Consider the following 17,635-nt stretch of genomic DNA (forward strand, 5'->3'; position numbering starts at 1 on the left):
TAGTACTATTACACTTTCAGATAAATGGGAGTGGGAGATTTTATCCCGCTTTAACGGGCAGTAAGACCCCCACCTCAAAATTCAGTGGAAGCAAAGAAGTTAGGTGGGGGATCAACTGTCCGTAAAAGTCCGATTGGTTCAACTAATAATCAGTGGGGGATGAACAAAACCCCCACTGATTAAAGTTTCACTTTATCGGAACAAGATAAAAATATGATAATTAGTTAATAACTTTAACAAAAGGAGAATAACATACTATGTTTAAAACAATCGATACAAATCAAAAAGATGTGAAATTAACGGTGTTTAGTTCGGACGAAAAAAGCTTTATGGTCACAGCAACATTAGTTGAGAAAGCAGGACATGCATTTTTAATAAATTCAAAATTTACTCAATCTGATTCGAAAGGAATTGTTGAGTATCTGAAAAAAAATAACTTATCTTTAGATAAAATCTTTATTATTCATGGGGATCCAGACTACTACTTTGGATTAGAGAGCATTAAAGCCGTTTACCCAGAAGCTATAGCGTATGCAACAGAGTCTACTGTTGAACATATCGTTCATTCTGTCTTAGGGAAATTAAAAGTTTGGAAAGACGCCCTTGGAGAAAATGCACCAAGTAACGTGGTATTACCTCAAGTGTTTAAAGAAAAAGCGATTGATTTTCAGGGGTTAACATTTGAACTAGTAGGCTTAGATCATTACAGAACTAGCCTATTTAATAAAGAACTAAAAGTATTAATTGGTGGTATTGATGTTTTTAACGAAATACATGTATTCTTAGCGGATACTAGCTCAAAAGCGGCTATGGAGGCGTGGATTGAGAACTTGAAAGTATTACAAGCATTACATGCTGACATAATTGTACCTAGCCATGGATCAATCGAAAAATCCCTAAATAATCAAGCACTTACTGCGACAATGGATTATCTAAGAACTGCGGTTCAAGCTTCTGAGGAAAGTGGAACTTCAAAAGATTTTGTGGCAAAACTTGAAGCAGCATATCCAGGCTATGCAAATAAAGGTGTATTAGAATTAAGTGCAAAAGTTGTAACAAAAGAAATGCCTTGGGGTTAATGATATGAATAAATATCAAAAGCTATTACATGAAACGTATGTGTTAACTGGCGAAGGGAAATTGGATGCGTTCAAAACGTATTTAAGTGAAAATGTATCTTGGACAGAAGCTGCTGGGTTTCCATATGCAGGTACTTATATAGGTCCAGATGAAGTAGTGAAAAACGTACATGAACGTCTTGGCACAGAATGGGATGACTATAGCGCTAAAGATGAAATCTATGCTTTTAATAACAATACTGTTATCGTGTATGGAAAATATAGTGGGACATATAAAGCTACAGGGAAATCGTTCATAGCAGATTTTTGTCACCTTTATAAGTTTGATGAGAACGATAAGGTTAAGAAGTTTATTCAAATTGTGGACAGTGCAACTGTTAATGAGGTATTAAGTTAGAATGAATCGTTTCTAATATGCGTTGTATAGGGGGAGGTTAGGATAAATGAAATTCCTAACATTACCCCTGACATTACATTTTGGGGAAGGTTTCTCCTTCTTCAAGCTTTTTATAGAAGAGAACTTATTTAAGTAGAAGAGGTAGGTATATATGAAATTAGAGAAAAGTTTAATAGTAATAATTATTTCTGTGTTTATTTTAGGAATTGTATCGACTTTGATATTTCAAGCTTCCACCGGTAATAACAAAGGTAACTCAATAAAGAGCGAAAATGTTGCTTCTGTATCAAAAGAAGTGAAAGAAAATGAAAAGAATAAAAAGATGGTAGTTGATTTCTATAATGAAGTTTTTAACAAACATAATATCGATATTATCCCTAAATATGTTAGCGAAGATTATAAGCAACATAATCCTTTTGTTGCTGATGGACGAAAAGCCTTCATGGATTTCTTTAAGGAGGATTTTGTTAAAAATCCTAATTCCTCTGCAGAGATTAAACGTGTAGTAGCTGAAGGGGATACAGTTGCTCTTCATGTACATTCTCGTACTAATTCTCAAGATAAGGGAGTTGCTATAGTGGATATATTTCGTATCAAGGATGGAAAGATTGTCGAACACTGGGATGTAATTCAAGAGATTCCAAGTGAAGCAGCTAATGATAATACGATGTTTTAGATAGAAGATATATTTAATAATTGTTTAATTGAGAGTGCTTTGTAGAATTTAGATAAGTAAAGGAGATGTCCTAGTACTATGCCTGGGACATCTCCTTTTTGTTTTAACGATATTTAATTTATTGTTATTTGTATTTTTTATGTACTACTATTCAAGTACATATCATTTCAGGCGGTTTTCTTTTATCCCGCATTAACGGGCAGTAAGATCCCCACCTCAAAATTCAGCGAAAGCAAAGAAATTAGGTGGGGGCGGGCTGCCCGTAAAAGCCCAATTGGTGAGGGCAAAGTTTCACTTTATGCTTCTATATTTTCCCTCTTCTACACCAGCAAAAGCAAATCAGATAAAAATGTAGGGCTTAAGTAACTAAAATAAAGAAAAAGCCATACAAGTAGTATGACTTTCTTTGCGGAACAATTAAGCTTGTGGTGCAGGCGGTCTTCCATGATCGTAAGTAGGTGCACCAGTATCACCATCAGCTATACCCCAAGGCTCCCCGTGTGTGTAAGATGAAGACCACCCTTCTCCATGTGTATATTCTGGAGAAGTACCGATATGCCCATCACTAAATGCTAAATCAGGTCTTTGTGGTGCAGGTGTGTCACCTTTGTTTAATGCCGAAAATTCTAAGTTGTTACTTATACCAAAAGTCATAATTCCAGCTAACGTTAAACCTGCTATTGTTAATCCAAACTTTTTCATTACTTTAACGCCCCTTTAGCTAATAGTTTTTTCTTTGCTTCATTACTCATATAAAAATATTTACTAGCCTTCACATGATGTTCCTCTGCATAAAATTTATTCGCTAATCGTTCTGCATATTCTTCAATGCAATCCCATAACTCTTCTTTTTTAAAGTATGAAACTCCTGCTAATACAACAGCTTCTAATTCTGTAGTGTTAGACGTGTTGTTCAATTTTTCTAAGATTTTAAAGCGATATTGATATTCTTTATTTGCTAATTCATTGCAAATGTTTAAGCCTTTTTCGATGAGTTGAGATGCTATTGCCGTTTCGCCTAATTTTAAATTTTCATCTGCTTGTAAATATAGGGCTTTAAAGTGATTTGGTATATTTTCTGTAACCTCTGATAAGTGACGAATTGCTAAAGAGGATAGATTTTGATTTGCATATAATAGTCCGATGTTATTTCTAACACGTAGTAACAATGTTCTTTCATTTTTACTTTTTAGAATATCTATGGCAGTGTTAAAACTTTCTTCGGCTTGTTCAAATTGCCTTAAATCTATACAAGCTAATCCAAAAACATTGTCACATAATGCTACATTAATTTTATAGCCTGTGTGTTTAGAGAAAATATCTTTAGCTATTCGTATGTAATCAATAGCTAAAAGCGGTTTATAGATTTGATAATAAAATGAAGCTAAACGGTAATTAAATTCAGCTTCTTCTACTTCATTCATTGCGTACATTAAAAGTTTTTTCGCCTTCTCAAAATATACTTTTGCTTCATTATAGTCTGCAAGAATTGTGCTGTGAATAGCTTTGAAGAAGTGATAATAATAGGATAAAAAACTACTATCAGGTATATCAAAGGAGTTAATTTCATTAAAGCTATCTTTTGTAATGTTAAATCCATCGGTTAGTACTTTATATCTAAAGTCTAATAATGAATAGTATAATAATAAATTTTTATCTTCTTTTATACTGGAAAGCTTATCTTCAACTTCTTGTTTTAAGTTTGTTGCTTGTACATTTTGATGTTGTAGTATAGCTTGATACCAGTCATTAAATAATTTTGAAATCTGTTCATTACCCTTCACTGGAACACGCATATAATCCCTTCCTTTTCTGAATAGTCTTACATTAAATGATAGCAAGAATAGAATATAATGGAAATTGAAATTTAGTATTTCTCAACATTTGTTTAACAATTTTATTTTCAATTATATAACTAATCGTATTCATTCTAACTGTTTAGTAAATTCAAATATTTGGTACAGTGAAATAATTCTACACGGTACAATTTTTTTATAAATGCTATGAATGCCGTTAAAGAAAAAGCAAAGAAAGACTTCCAAGATGATTACATGACACAGAATTACGTAGCAGATGAACAATCTAAGGTATTTGATTATATAAATGGTATTGAACTCAAATCCCAGGAAGAACTAAACGTTATGAAGAAAGTGATCAACGACTTCCCTAATGACTTCATGACTACTGAATATGTTTATAACAGATAAAAGCTATGAACAAGCAGTAATAAGATATTATGCTTTTCATTTTTTCGCAAACAAAATATGGATAAATACGTTAAAATAATATTCGGATGGGAGTCCAATACATATTATTAAAATTAAAGTGGTTCAAGTCGGAGAAAGGCCCCTTTTGGTGTCTTTCTTTTGTATTTATAACTTTTTTTAGAAATTATTTGAAATATTATACAGTTAATTATATTATTATGTGTGTATGATTTCTGGTTTTAAAAATTACAAAAATTAATAGGGGGGAAACAATAATGAAGTTAGGAAAATTAGCATTAATTGGTGCGTTAACTTTTAGCGGTTTTACTGCAATAGAAATGAGTAAGCCTACCTCACAAGCAGCTGCAGCTTACTCAGATCCACTTAATGATGATTGGGGATTTAAAACCATTGTGGATTTACAAAATTCAGAGGAAAGTACATATCAACCAGATTGGAAGATTGGGAATTTAATAACTGGTGATACATTTTACTTAACACAGCACTTTGGTAGAGAACATTTTGGTGCACAAATGAAAATTTTTAAAATCCACACAAATGGTACCCTAGAACGATTCCAAACAATAGAACCAGAATTTATTCCTGGAACAGAAATTTGGCAAACCCCTATCACAGATAGCTATACAAGTGGTACTTATGTGGCTGCAATTAAATATCGTGGCGAATTCACGTATTCAAATCAATTTACAATCAATTAGGGATGTAATAAATTGAAAAAAGGCTCACTTGGGTTTCTTTTCTTCTGTACATTATATCTATTACGTGCTCATTGATTTTTTATGTACGTTTGATATAATTACTGTAGTAGTATTACAGTAATACCTTGTGTATATAATAAAAAGAAGAGATGCGCTAACATCTCTTCAAGTAACTGCTACCGCAAGGTGGTCGGTTGCTTAAACTTATTTTTTGCGTTTAGAACCGCCCTTTCGCTTGCCGGCATTTGGGGCGGTTCTTTTATTTCGTTTACTGCTAATCTTCTTCGCCAGCTCATTCGCATAAGCTGTTGCAAATACTGTAAGGAATACCTTAGCAGCGTCATACAATAAATTAAATAAAGAATCCATTCGGTCACCTCCTTTCTCTCTAGAATCAGAGAAAGGATAGCAACCTCCCGCCCTCACAATATACAGTTACATACAGTCTATCATACAATTCTATTAGAAGAAATATCATTGGAATAATCTCAAATTACATCAAGCTAGAATATAGATTTGAATCATATTTCTCAATGAGCGAAACAACTTAACATGGTAAAATAATAAGTGGATGGGATTCCAATACATATTATTAAAATTAATGTGGTTCAAGTCGGAAGGCACCTTTGGGTGTCTTTTTTTATTTCATTTCGACATAATATGACAAAATAGTTGTGATTATATTTGTTATGATAGTTCAGGTAAATCTTACATTTTAAACAATGGGGGATACATACTATGAACAAAAAACTATTAACAACACTTACTTGTTTCACTTTATTTATGGGACTAGCAGCATGTTCATCTAACGAGACAGCAAGTACTTCCAAAGAATCTAAAGCTGAGCAAGAAGCACAAAAGGAAGCTGAGAAAGCGAAGAAAGCTGAAGAAAAAGGGACTGTGAAAAAGGAGAAAGCAGAACAAGAGACGGCTGAAAAGCAAGAAGAGTCTACAAAAAAGGAACAACCAACAACTACTTCTGGTAACACTATTAAAGGCTTAAAAGAAGAACTATCCATTGGTATACCATTTAAAGATTATCTTGCTAAAAAGAAATCATTAAATGTAGAGAATCCTTTCAGTATTTCTCTCGGTAAAGGTAATGTGGGTAGTGTTCTTCAAGCTCAAGATGGTGTACTCGTTGTATGTATTGATGGGGAAAAAATATTTGATTTAAAAGTATTTAAAACTACTGACGAAGTTAAAGCATATGAAAAAAGCTTAAAAACAAAATGAAATAATATATAGATGGTAATCCAATACATATTATTAAAATTAAAGTAGTTCAAGTCAGAGGAAGGCACCTTAGGGTGTCTTTTCTTTATATTTATAACTTTTTTAGAAAATATTTGAAAAAATATATATTTCGTTGTATCTTATTATAGAGATTAATTGTTTTTTAAATAGAAATATTTAGGGGGATTTTTTATGAAATTAGGAAAATTAGCATTAGTCGGAGCATTAACATTTGGTGGATTTACTGCAGTAGAAATGATTAAGCCAGTCTCTCAAGTACAAGCAGACACAGTAAAAGCAAGTGATCCTTTCAATGATGAGTGGGGAATTACAAATACATACATTTTACATGACTTTATCCCAGGTTTCATTCCTCGTTTAGCATATCAAGTTGAAAACAGCTATACATCAGTGAGTCCGTATAATCGTTTCTTAATGGTTCGTGAAACCGTTCAGGAAGACCCTACCGACATTGTAAAAATCTTCAAAGTTGAGGACACAGGCAAATTAACACGATTAAAAACAATCGAACCAACGTATTGGGTTGACCCAACGGACAACCAAAAATATCAAATGTGGGAAACATATATTAACGGTAATTACCCACCAGGAAAGTATGTTGTAATTGGTTTCATTGATGGGCAACATCAAAAGAGTCAATTCATCACTATTAACAAATAAAACAATATGAGAGCTCCCTCGGGAATTCTCTATAAAAATAAAACATTATTTAGAGAAATTCTTTAGGCATGGCCACTAGCAATTGGTTTACAATTAATAAGTAATAACAATTATCCTTGTAAACATCATCTTTATTGTAATAATAAAGCGGTTCAAGTCGGAGGAAGGCACCTTAGGGTGTCTTTTCTTTATGGAAAGTATTAAAAAAAGACACCTAAAAGAGTGTCTTTCTTTTAAAATAAACATACTATTGAATCCAACCCTCATACTTAGCGACATATCCCCCACCATCTTCATTGATTTCTTTTAAATACCAATACACTGTCCCGCCACAAGCTTGTTCAGTAAAAGTAGTAGCAAAAATTCTTTGGGGATTTCTCACTTCTCTTACATACTTACCGTTTTCTTTGTCATAGCATCTTGATAATTGTTTTACAGAACTTGGTGTATTAGATCCATTTTCTGTACTTGCTGACGCTGCCCCAATTCCTCCCGTCAATGCAATACCTGTTGCTAATGCTCCAACTACTAATTTCTTGAACATAATAAATCCCCCTTTAATAGTTTTTTATAACTTGCACCTTAAATGTATCACTTTTGTGATTTTTGTAAATATTTTGAATTTGTAGAAATATTTATTTAATTTTTGTTAATATTGGTAATATATTTTATCAAATGGAAAATAGAGGGATTTATTATAATATGTAATAATGCATGTTCATTTAGAAAAAAATTGTGATAAAATCTAAGCACCTGATCTATTTTTTCAGTTATCTTAGAAACCTTACTTCTTATTTCCCCAAATGGGGGGCGCTTTATGGCGCCTTTTTTTTATTTTCAAAAGGCCATGCTCATTTAATCCATAAAAACATAAAGTAATTTGAATCCATTAAGATACATGAGTGACTCCTTATTTTTCTCCTACTCTTTAAAGGAGGAATTATTATGGGCTTTGGTGGTAGCTGCGGTGGCGGCTGTGGCTTTGCAGGAGGATTTGCTTTATTAGTTGTATTATTTATCTTATTAATTATTGTTGGAGCTTCTTGCTTCTGCTAAAAAACCATTAGAAAAGGCACCCTTATATGGGCGCCTTTTCTTTATGTATATTATTTATTATCCAATTCATTGGTTTTATTATAAACACATTTTATTTCTCCAAAATTTCACTATTACTGATAGTCTTTTTAGGTAAATTTAGAGATATTAATTATATTACAAAAATATTATGATAAATAAATTATTATTGTTCTCCTATAATCTTTATCATCCACCATTTAAAGTTTCTTTAAACTAATACATAACATATGTTTTTTTGTACCATGCTTTGTTAATGCATTTAACCTTCTTAGATATTGAGGGTTTAGAATTATCCCTCGGTATAGCCATATCATTAGAACATCCTGCGATATTTAAACAAAATGTAGCCAATAAAGACAATAATATTAATTTATTCAAATAATCACTTCTAACTCTTTTTTAATTAACATTTTGATATAAAATAAACCTCTCACTAATTTTACATTAGATTAAAAGTTGAAAACTATTCTTATAATCATAAAATGTTAAATTTTTGTCCAATGAGATAGTAATACCCCTCCTAAAAACCTACTTATTTCCCTAGGTCGGTCTTCTTAAATTTTTTAGCATCATAAAATCCTAAATCGAACGAATACAACGTTTCTAATGTCTCTGAAGCTCCAATATATTTCAAAATACTCTCTATATCTTTGTATGATTGAAAATATAAAATTTTTGCTTTTGGTATTTTCCCGTCAGTTTGTAATTTTTTCTTCTTAATACCTAATTCTTCAAACATAAAATTATTTAAATGCTCCAAGATATCTTCAGACCCATGAATACGAAAGCGTGGTCTAACATAAATTTTATTTTCAGATCGTTTAACTTTTATCGTGCCAAGTTCATGCCTCAATAAAACATATTTTTTAATGAATATATTTTTATTAAACTCACCTTTAGGAAATAACCTAGATTTTCCTCGTATCGGTGTCCAACCAAATTCTTTTACCTTTGTAATAAATGGATGGTCACTATTCATAGACATATACCATTCCACATACCCTTTATCTTCACAATATCTTGATCTTGTTTCTTTCCCAAAGAAATCAGCAAACTTTTTTACTATCACTTGTGACTTATGAGTGAATTGAAAATAACCTCCTGATTCATAACCATTACGCCATACCATACCTAAAGCCTCTGAAAATGCATCTGTTTTAATAAAATCATCTATCCAATTCTTCTCTATAAGATTATTAGTCATAAAATATTCCCCTTAAATTTTATCCTTCTAATCAATTGTAAAATAATACTTTATTTCTATAAACAAGAAATCAATCTTTTAAATTTCACGTACTATATCCGATGTGTAAAACCAAATCTTGCAATAAAGCCTATTCTACCATCCGTCCCCATATCCTCTATCCAAATAAGTAGTAAATCCCTTATTTATTCCTCTATCTTAATGAGTCATTCCCCCAGGTCTTAAACAATCTCATATTTTTCATCTTTTCTTCGCAATTAAACTTGACTGAAGGTCTGGAGGGTTTGCATCATGTGGGAACGATTAAGGAACACGGCTGGAAGGCAGATTTATCCCCTACTTTGAAAGATCACAAAAAAAGTAATCGATCAAAATAGATGGATAAGCGTCTTGTTTTCGCCATGCGGTCACTTATAAGGTATCCGTATGTATAGACCCTGTTCACTCAGCGATTTTCACCGCATACATCCTTTTTCTATGGCTTGTCCTTGTAATATCGTCCCTACACGACAAACTGAATGTACTCCCTAGCACCGTAATGCTAACGATAACCACCCGAACCTTTTAGAGAATCGTCCCTGGGCAAGTTCTCGCCCTCCCTCACCAGAAGAACAGGATTCCAATGAGGGGCGCTGTTTTTGTAGGCGCATACTCTGTACCCCCTGCACGACCAACAGCTAGCCACGCACGTAACGCGTTCCCTCTATATAGAAGCACGGAATTACGGCTTATCAGTTTTTATTTACGTGGTATCAGGCAATTCCACGCGAACAAAAACAAAAAGGCATCTCCAACTCCTAAATGGCCTGTATATTCACAAGACCTCTAGGCTTAGAGATGCCCTATATATATCTTTTGACTGCAAAAAATACAATTCTAGCATTTACTAGTTGAATTTTAGTCAAACAATAGATAAAATGGGTATATCAAATAAGCCTAGTCGAAAGGCATAATTGTTTAAGGATAGTGGTGGTACACTACTTAAACCGAATTCCTGCATGGTTACAGGTTATGTCTAGTAAGTGTTGGTAGCAATTACTAGAGCTGAGTCATTCCCACAACGGTTGGTAGCCGTTAGCATATGGGAGTGGCTTTTTGTTTTGTGTTCATATTCAATTGTTCTATCGATCTTCGTATATGTAAAATATCAAATTATGTTTTGTTTTGTAGAATGTTGCTTGTTGTGTACTACGTTACAACAAGCTTTTTTGTTTGTAAACAGCGAAATGACAACTTAAAACTACGCACAAGTAGAAAAATATACCTACGAAAAAGTGTAAAAGTATACTTTTCTACCATACTTTTAAATTTGGTATACTGTTTCTAACTTACGCATAAGTAGAAATGTATACTTAAAGCCTCATATTTATAATTTATTCCTGCTTTAAAATTGCGATTAACCCTTTATTAACGGTATATATATATAACACCTCTAAACTACGCGTAAGTAGAAAAGTATACTTTTACACCTTTAAAATCACCCACTCTATAAACTACGTATAAGTAGAAAAGTAGAAAAGTATACTAAAAAATCTTACGCTTTAGTATACTTTTCTACTCTTTCGATAAATTTGTTAGAAAAACATAAACTTTTCTTCGGTATACTGTTGCGAATATTGTATATAGATGTTACATTTTACTCAAAGGTATACTTATTCGGAGTTTTATGGAGGAATGTCGAAAATGACTAGACAAGCAACTACATACGTAATCGGTAACTTTAAAGGCGGAGTTGGAAAAACTAAAACAGCTACAATGTTGGCTTATGAAGCAGCTACTGTATTTAATGAGAAATGTCTATTAGTGGATATGGATCCTCAGGGGAATGCTACAAGAGTCCTTGCTAAAACAGGTGACATTGAACAAATAGACAAGTCTATTACTGATGCATTTTTAAATCAAAATTTAGAGAATGAGATTATCCCAGTTATCGAGAATTTGGATATCGTTCCATCTAATACTTCATTTAGAAAACTTTCAAAAATCCTCTTTGATATGTTCCCAGAGGATGAACTTGCACAAATTACATATTTAAAGAAGTTACTAGAACCATTAAAAGATAAATATGATCGTATCTACATTGACGTACCACCAACAATCAGTGACTACTCAGATAACGCTATGATAGCAGCTGATTATTGTATCATCGTTCTACAAACACAAGAGTTATCTTTAGAAGGTGCTCAAACATACATCGCTTATATGCAGTTCTTAGCAGAAACATATGATGCAGACCTACAAGTTTTAGGCATTATCCCAATGATGTTACATCAAGGAAAACGAGTGGATAATAAAGTATTACAACAAGCCCAAGAAATGTATGGTGGAAACGTTCTAAATACAATCGTCAGATATCAAGAGCGCCTAAAAGTATACGATATTGAAGGTATTCATAAAAACGTAAACGTTAGCGGTAATATTGATATGTGGGATGAAAAAGCTCACCAACTATTCATCGATGTTCTTAGTGAACTTAATGAACATGAAAATTATTTTGCTACTATTAACGCTTAAGGAGGAAGTTCATAATGTCTAAAGCGCCATTTCAGCCTATAGTCACAAAACCTGGAAACACTTTAAATGACAAAGGTGTACAGATAAAAGGAACTAACGATTTTGGCCGTAATAGTGAGCCTGTTAAAAAACAAGTTATTAAGCCTATTATCAATAAAGGAAAAGTAGCAGCTCCTGAGAAGCATGATCAACGTTTAGTTCCATCTAAAACGGCTAAAATTTCACCAGCTGTTTTATTAAAGCTAAATACACTTAAACCATTTATAAAAGAACAAGAAAGCATGGATAAAGCATCGATTAATAGTATTATTGATATGCTTCTTGAAAGTTATGTAAATACTAAACTAACAACGAGACAATCTGAAGGTTATAAAGGGATGTACAAGCACCTTTATGAAATGCTGGAAAAGAAATAACACGTGAAAAGTTTAAATAGGAGTGGTACCTGTGGAAAATAAAAATAATTCATTTGTAGTAACAGTTACGCCTATTACCGACAACTTAGATTTAAACACAGACAAGAATTTACAGGCGCCCGAGAAAAAGAAGTTTAAAAACCAACAAGGAAGTATTAAGGTTTCTAATGAATCGAAAGTAGAACTTGAAGCACTTATGAAAATTACCAACAAGAAATTCGCTCATGAAATAATCAATCTACTTATAGATAATTATGTAGAAAAAGAATTAACTGCAGAGCAGAAAATGAAATTCAAATTATTGACTGGAATATAAAAAGAAGTATCCCTGAATCTAATTAGGGATACTTCTTTTTTATGAGGTACCTTCAGTATTTCAGAAAAAAACAACGCTAAGAGTATACATAAATTTATACAATTTTTCGAGTAATCCAGTAACAAACGAGAACCCGAAAACCGCACCATGATAGGAATGTATAAAAAATTGTATAGATCCATAGAACAAAAAAGGCGGATTCCCTTTGAAAGTAAGAGGCTGCCTTTTTCTTTGCTACCGATAATGAGACGTTATGTTAACTTTCTATGAATATCATATTCAACCAAAATTACCCTTATTGATGGTACAATTAAAGCCTTGGAGGGATATTATGGGAATTATTTTATATTTTGCATTTTATTTTGGAGTACTGTTTCTTATAATTGGTACTGCATTAGTTTTATTTATTATGGCTGCATTGCCAAAAATCTGGAGTAAAAATCTATCATTCGTAATGATCGGTTTAGGGATAAATATACTTACCATTCCGTTATCTTATTTTATAGGTGGGATGGCAACAGATTCTCCTGATAGTACTAGGTTAGATTTTTGGAAAGGATTTTTCTTTATTCAAAAAATACCGCTCTTTTTACTGATTTTTTTATTATTTTTAACTGTGGTTTTGTGGTTTATTCGTAAGAACAAGAAAAGAGTAAACATGTAGAATTTTAAAACGACTTCCAATAACGATAATTATGTAAATAAGCTGCCTATATGGACAGCTTATTTTTTGCTTAGCGTTGTTTTTTCGAAATGCTGACTATACCCATTTATGTTAAAAATATAATAATAAATACATCTTCCAACAAAGTAGAAAAGTAGAAATATATACTTTTCTACTTTTGCGTAGTTTATTCTAAATCCTTTACCAGAACCTCCACCACGGCTTTTTCTTCTCTTTCGATGCAGCAATCTCATCCCGTACTTCCAATGGTTTCCCCACTAGCACATTTACATAATTATCGATAGAGGAAATAGTTTTAAGCATCAGGTAACACAAATTCCATTTGGCGACTCTGTGTTTTAAATCCAAGTTTTTCATAGAATTGTATAGCCTTCTTGTTAAATTCTAAAACATTTAATTCTACACTTGTTGCTTGTATTTCTTTAGCGTACTCAAATACTTTTTTTACTAATATTTTTCCTATTCCTGTTCCTTGACATATTTCACTCACACCAATATTACGGATAAAGAGTACTTTTCGCTCAACTAACTTTGGATTTTCGGATGGTTCTTTAATATCTAAAATTAAATAAGCAAGAATCTCTTTATTATTGTCCTCTACTACAAATATCTCTATGGTTTTATCATTAAGCCACTCTTCGTATGCATTGTGATCCAAAGAAGCTGAAGTATCAGAGTAAATATCTGGTCTTCCCTCTATATGTAACTGTTGAACTTGCTTGTTTATATTTGATATATTCCAAAAATCTTCTGGAGTAGCTAGTCTTACTGTGAAAGGCAAAACTTCATTAGACATAAGTCCATTCCTCCAAATGTTTTATTTAAATTGGTTTTAACAAAGCGCATCATTATCCGTAGCGAAGACAAAGAGGAACCCTACTCTCACAAGGGGACCTCCTTGTTCTCACCAGAACTTCCACCACGGCTTTTGCTTCTCTTTCGCAGCAGCAACCTCATTTCGAAATTCCTGCATCACTCTCTTCGTTTCCTGCATTTCTCGTAATGTCTTCATCAACGTCTCATCCCGCGCTTCTAATCGTTTTTCCACGCGTTCATTATGCAATTCTATACTCGCTTTGATTTCCTCATTGCTTTGCTTGGCCTGCTCGCTTAATCGCTTCTCCATCGCTAACATACTCTGATTCATTTCTTGCGTCATAACGCTGTACTGTTCCTGTAGTTGTTGTTTAATGTGGAATGGCACTAAGTCCGTTTCCTCAGGCTCTTCTTGAATCAGATCCGGATTAACTTTCTCTATTTGCTGCGCAATCATCTTCGCTGCTTTCTCTAGTGTCATACCGTCATGCTTGCTAAGCTCAATTAATTTCTCAATCACCATAATGTCACTGTCTGTGTACTGGCGTCTGCCGCGATTATCCTTCTTCACTACGAATCCTTCGCGTTGCAATACTTCCATGTACTTTCTAAGGGTGCTATCACTTATTCCTAGTCGTTTATATACTTCACTAGCAGAATAAACAATTTCGTCCGTCATAACGTCACAACACCTCCTAGTGAGAGTATTCCATGATGGTTAAGAAATTCCTGCAAGTAAAAAAAGGAGCCTACTAGGACTCCTTTTTGTTTTAAATCTTAATAGTTAATTGTAGCTTGTCCAGCCGGATACCATGTTCCGTTTTTTGCTAGAGCGAAACCATAGACAGTCTGACCAGAGCCGATTTTTTGTTTAACATTATTTAATGATTCATATCCATATGCCTTATAATCATTCCCGCTTTGTGGATATGCTACTGCTAATGTATTGTAATTATTTGGATCAGAATAATTATTTGTCCAAGCTATTTTTTGATAATACGTTGAAGTGAATGGATTTTCTAAGCCTTTTACAGCAAACTCAACAGTGCTCCCATAGACATTAACAGTAGTATACGCCGTACTTAAAGTATTTAAGTCTGCAACCTTTTCCTTACTTAAAGCTTGTGTGTTTTCTGCCGCCATCACACCGCCAGCTCCAGATAACATGACCCCAGTCGCTAATGCTCCAATTGCTAGTTTCTTTAACATAAAAAATCCCCCTTTAATAGTTTTATAGCTTGCAACTTCATCATACTTTCGATTTTCATTTATGTAAATATATTACAATTTTAGAAACATAAAACTATTTATTGCGAATGTTGAGTTAAGATATGTTGTCTGATAATAACGATAGATGGTTATTATCATATGAAAAAGTCCTACATTAAGTAGGACTAAATAGCCTTAGCGAGCTCAACAAGCAATCTCATAAACAACGGAATCATTTGCACCACTATATAGCCAATCCCAGCGTGACTTATTAAAGAAAACCCCCGTTCCTGGCTACCAACCATAATAAACAGCCCACCGCATAACGCTACAACGGATGCAATTCTGGTGAAAAAAGCTTCCTAATTATGCTTTTACAGTAAGACTATTCATAAAATTGCTAATTGAAGGAGCTTGAAAGATACGTAAATTAGAAGAATTAATATCATACTGCTTATCAGTAATGATGAGGATCGATGGAAAGTATTTAGTTCCTTTCGGTTGCCACGATTCGTTATGCCATTCCTGGCTATGGAAATATAACTCATATCTGTTTATCTTATCTTGCATAATCTTTTTACTGTAAACTGACTTCTGGACTTCAATGAAGAATGGTGATCTGCGCCATATTGTAAATGCATCGGGTTCCATAAATTCTTTTCCGTATTTCGGCTCGACTTTGAATAGTTTCGGTTTTTCATAATGAATGAGTTGTTTGTATACATCCACAATACCGAGGAAGTGAGGAATCTTTTGGCTAGTCTTTCGAATGGTAGAAGGTTGAGGGAAATATATAAATGGCTGCTGTGTGATATTGGCATCCACATGGCCGTCTCTCCTTAATCGTTTCATCACCGTGTTACAGCAAGTAACCGCGTTTTTCACCCCGTGAAAATGCAAATCTATAATGTCATCACGTGACATACACCTAAAACGTTTTAAATCACTCAGTATCGCTTTGTCTCTACTCCTCATAATCTAACACCCCAAACAATTGATTGTCTTCTTCTGGAGGATTCTGAAGCTTCATATCCTCTTTAGGAATGCGATGAGGTTCAACGACTTGTTTCGCTTTGCTTAATTCTAAATAAGGAGCTTGCACTTTCTTTAATCCATTTAATTTCAATATCATTTGGCCCGATTGCTCCAAGTGTTCTGAACCAGGTGTACCCATGATATTACTGTTAATCGTACTATCACATTTAAAACCCATTCTTACCGTCATGTTGAGTTTTAACTTACCATCTAATACTTTTGCATCAGGACGTTGCATAGATAGCATGAGGAAAACTCCTAACGCCCTACCGACTGCTGATATCTTTTCAACTGTAGACATACATTCCTTTTCGTCTTGCAACATGGCCACTTCATCGATTGCTAATAAAATATATGGTTTCCGATTATCAGGATTAATTTTGTTGTATTCATCAATATGATCCACTTCATACTCTTCCATTAGCTTTCTTCGTTCACGTATTTCATTCCACACTTTCTGAAGCATAATCTTCATTTCAATTTCTTCCATGCAAACCTCTTTTACGTGTTTTACTCTTCGTAAGAAATGAAATTCAGAGTTTTTTAAGTCACCCAGGTACAAATGTAATTTATCAGGAGACATATATTGAATGAGTGTGGACAGAACAACGCGCACCATACTACTTTTCCCGCTTCCTGTTTCCCCTGCTATAAGTAAATGTGGTGTATTGGCTTCAACCATGTCATACACAATCATATTGCCAAATTGGTCCCGACCTACCACAACAGGAAGACGATGTTGTTTTAGTAACGGCTGCCATTTCTTATAACTGTAATTGTATGGTTGTAGTCCTGCATCTGAATGGAATACATTCAGTACAAACTTTTTGATATCACCTTCAATTGCTACATTACGACCTAATATTTGTTGAAAGCAAAACCATTTCTTTTCAATAATCTTAGGATCCAAACCATTCGGAATGGTAAATACATATCGAACATTTTCTTGTGTTGAAGAAACGGAATGTATCTTTGGATAAATCGGCACCTTCCCACCCCGTGTTTGATGGTCTACATATAAACCTGCTTTTCCAAATACCTCTATAAGTTGGTTTTTCAAACTTTGTTTATGAAGCCATTCTTTGATGAATTCCATTTCACATCCTCCTAGAACATGATTAAGATTTTGATAAATACATAACCGATGAAACAAACTCCACCTATTCTCATTCCGTGATACATTCCATCACTTAAAAGTTTAGCTGCTGCAACGTGATCATTCTTTACAAGATGTTTTTCTAATATCGCTCCACCAATTGTTGTTGCTCCTAAAATCCCTAAAGTAATAAATGTAGTTAGCATATAAAACTCCCCTTTATAAACAGAATTTTAAATCCTTATGACACGTAGGTTTATCGACCTGATGCC

The 17,635-nt window shown here is 33.5% G+C and carries 23 protein-coding genes and 1 pseudogene; 12 read left to right on the forward strand and 12 right to left on the reverse strand.

The window, feature by feature from the left end:
• The first annotated feature begins 257 nt into the window (after positions 1-257).
• From GBN91_RS21240 to GBN91_RS21250, 3 genes are all read left to right on the forward strand, one after another.
• The gene (locus GBN91_RS21240) at positions 258-1,079 is read left to right on the forward strand and encodes an MBL fold hydrolase (RefSeq protein ID WP_006919777.1); all 822 of its coding nucleotides are present in this window, start codon (positions 258-260) and stop codon (positions 1,077-1,079) included.
• Between the two features lie 4 nt (positions 1,080-1,083).
• On the forward strand, positions 1,084-1,476 hold the full coding sequence (locus GBN91_RS21245) for a nuclear transport factor 2 family protein (RefSeq protein ID WP_001046359.1): 393 nt from the start codon (positions 1,084-1,086) through the stop codon (positions 1,474-1,476).
• 151 nt (positions 1,477-1,627) lie between these two features.
• Positions 1,628-2,152 carry a nuclear transport factor 2 family protein gene (locus GBN91_RS21250; protein WP_000764219.1) on the forward strand — a complete coding sequence of 175 codons (525 nt, stop codon included), beginning with the start codon at positions 1,628-1,630 and terminating at the stop codon, positions 2,150-2,152.
• 417 nt (positions 2,153-2,569) lie between these two features.
• Here GBN91_RS21250 and GBN91_RS21255 read toward each other — a convergent pair whose 3' ends face one another.
• On the reverse strand, positions 2,570-2,854 hold the full coding sequence (locus GBN91_RS21255; protein WP_016121979.1) for a hypothetical protein: 285 nt from the start codon (positions 2,852-2,854) through the stop codon (positions 2,570-2,572).
• Positions 2,854-3,948, reverse strand: coding sequence for a response regulator aspartate phosphatase (locus GBN91_RS21260; protein WP_016121980.1), 1,095 nt, complete (start codon positions 3,946-3,948; stop codon positions 2,854-2,856). Before GBN91_RS21260 ends, GBN91_RS21255 begins: the two co-directional genes overlap by 1 nt.
• Positions 3,949-4,152: 204 nt before the next feature.
• Between GBN91_RS21260 and GBN91_RS21265 the strand changes: the two are divergent.
• Positions 4,153-4,379: pseudogene (locus GBN91_RS21265) on the forward strand (hypothetical protein); the annotation flags it as partial.
• Positions 4,380-4,634: 255 nt separating this feature from the next.
• Positions 4,635-5,078 carry a DUF5065 family protein gene (locus GBN91_RS21270; RefSeq protein ID WP_000765890.1) on the forward strand — a complete coding sequence of 148 codons (444 nt, stop codon included), beginning with the start codon at positions 4,635-4,637 and terminating at the stop codon, positions 5,076-5,078.
• 204 nt (positions 5,079-5,282) lie between these two features.
• On the opposite strand, the gene GBN91_RS28940 is transcribed toward GBN91_RS21270, so the two are convergent.
• Positions 5,283-5,447, reverse strand: coding sequence for a hypothetical protein (locus tag GBN91_RS28940; protein ID WP_000377658.1), 165 nt, complete (start codon positions 5,445-5,447; stop codon positions 5,283-5,285).
• Positions 5,448-5,816: 369 nt separating this feature from the next.
• Here GBN91_RS28940 and GBN91_RS21275 point away from each other — a divergent pair, with 369 nt between their 5' ends.
• Positions 5,817-6,314, forward strand: a complete 498-nt coding sequence (locus GBN91_RS21275; protein WP_152122228.1) for a hypothetical protein — start codon at positions 5,817-5,819, stop codon at positions 6,312-6,314.
• Between the two features lie 192 nt (positions 6,315-6,506).
• The gene (locus tag GBN91_RS21280; protein WP_152122230.1) at positions 6,507-6,995 is read left to right on the forward strand and encodes a DUF5065 family protein; all 489 of its coding nucleotides are present in this window, start codon (positions 6,507-6,509) and stop codon (positions 6,993-6,995) included.
• Positions 6,996-7,242: 247 nt separating this feature from the next.
• On the opposite strand, the gene GBN91_RS21285 is transcribed toward GBN91_RS21280, so the two are convergent.
• On the reverse strand, positions 7,243-7,539 hold the full coding sequence (locus tag GBN91_RS21285) for a hypothetical protein (protein WP_098973981.1): 297 nt from the start codon (positions 7,537-7,539) through the stop codon (positions 7,243-7,245).
• Between the two features lie 401 nt (positions 7,540-7,940).
• Between GBN91_RS21285 and GBN91_RS21290 the strand changes: the two genes are divergently transcribed.
• Complete coding sequence (locus GBN91_RS21290) at positions 7,941-8,051, forward strand: YjcZ family sporulation protein (protein WP_000505681.1); 111 nt, start codon at positions 7,941-7,943, stop codon at positions 8,049-8,051.
• Positions 8,052-8,604: 553 nt separating this feature from the next.
• On the opposite strand, the gene GBN91_RS21300 is transcribed toward GBN91_RS21290, so the two are convergent.
• Positions 8,605-9,276: a hypothetical protein gene (locus GBN91_RS21300; RefSeq protein WP_121868680.1), complete on the reverse strand. Its 672-nt coding sequence runs from the start codon at positions 9,274-9,276 to the stop codon at positions 8,605-8,607.
• 1,683 nt (positions 9,277-10,959) lie between these two features.
• Here GBN91_RS21300 and GBN91_RS21305 point away from each other — a divergent pair.
• From GBN91_RS21305 to GBN91_RS21320, 4 genes are all read left to right on the forward strand, one after another.
• Positions 10,960-11,790, forward strand: a complete 831-nt coding sequence (locus GBN91_RS21305; RefSeq protein WP_000198084.1) for a ParA family protein — start codon at positions 10,960-10,962, stop codon at positions 11,788-11,790.
• Positions 11,791-11,804: 14 nt separating this feature from the next.
• Positions 11,805-12,206 (forward strand): hypothetical protein, encoded by a 402-nt coding sequence (locus GBN91_RS21310; protein ID WP_086385210.1) that lies wholly within the window; start codon positions 11,805-11,807, stop codon positions 12,204-12,206.
• A 31-nt stretch (positions 12,207-12,237) separates the two neighbouring features.
• Positions 12,238-12,522, forward strand: coding sequence for a hypothetical protein (locus GBN91_RS21315; protein ID WP_000428555.1), 285 nt, complete (start codon positions 12,238-12,240; stop codon positions 12,520-12,522).
• A 331-nt stretch (positions 12,523-12,853) separates the two neighbouring features.
• A complete protein-coding gene (locus tag GBN91_RS21320) occupies positions 12,854-13,186 on the forward strand; it encodes a hypothetical protein (RefSeq protein ID WP_000511404.1) in 333 nt (110 codons plus the stop codon).
• Between the two features lie 201 nt (positions 13,187-13,387).
• Here GBN91_RS21320 and GBN91_RS29490 read toward each other — a convergent pair whose 3' ends face one another.
• From GBN91_RS29490 to GBN91_RS21350, 7 genes are all read right to left on the reverse strand, one after another.
• Positions 13,388-13,510: a hypothetical protein gene (locus GBN91_RS29490; protein ID WP_264299197.1), complete on the reverse strand. Its 123-nt coding sequence runs from the start codon at positions 13,508-13,510 to the stop codon at positions 13,388-13,390.
• The gene (locus tag GBN91_RS21325; protein ID WP_109103424.1) at positions 13,503-14,003 is read right to left on the reverse strand and encodes a GNAT family N-acetyltransferase; all 501 of its coding nucleotides are present in this window, start codon (positions 14,001-14,003) and stop codon (positions 13,503-13,505) included. The genes GBN91_RS29490 and GBN91_RS21325 overlap by 8 nt, the downstream gene beginning before the upstream one ends.
• Before the next feature lie 108 nt (positions 14,004-14,111).
• Entirely contained in the window at positions 14,112-14,702 is a 591-nt protein-coding gene (locus GBN91_RS21330) for a DUF3967 domain-containing protein (protein WP_152122232.1), read from the reverse strand.
• Positions 14,703-14,800: 98 nt separating this feature from the next.
• On the reverse strand, positions 14,801-15,232 hold the full coding sequence (locus tag GBN91_RS21335; protein WP_152122234.1) for a hypothetical protein: 432 nt from the start codon (positions 15,230-15,232) through the stop codon (positions 14,801-14,803).
• A 366-nt stretch (positions 15,233-15,598) separates the two neighbouring features.
• On the reverse strand, positions 15,599-16,207 hold the full coding sequence (locus tag GBN91_RS21340) for a replication-relaxation family protein (protein ID WP_152122236.1): 609 nt from the start codon (positions 16,205-16,207) through the stop codon (positions 15,599-15,601).
• Positions 16,197-17,363 carry an FtsK/SpoIIIE domain-containing protein gene (locus GBN91_RS21345; RefSeq protein ID WP_152122238.1) on the reverse strand — a complete coding sequence of 389 codons (1,167 nt, stop codon included), beginning with the start codon at positions 17,361-17,363 and terminating at the stop codon, positions 16,197-16,199. The genes GBN91_RS21340 and GBN91_RS21345 overlap by 11 nt, the downstream gene beginning before the upstream one ends.
• An 11-nt stretch (positions 17,364-17,374) precedes the next feature.
• Complete coding sequence (locus tag GBN91_RS21350; RefSeq protein WP_152122240.1) at positions 17,375-17,569, reverse strand: hypothetical protein; 195 nt, start codon at positions 17,567-17,569, stop codon at positions 17,375-17,377.
• Positions 17,570-17,635 lie beyond the last annotated feature (66 nt).

The sequence above is a fragment of the Bacillus sp. B1-WWTP-T-0.5-Post-4 genome (genome assembly GCF_009183795.1).
GTDB classification, from domain to species: Bacteria; Bacillota; Bacilli; order Bacillales; family Bacillaceae_G; genus Bacillus_A; species Bacillus_A cereus.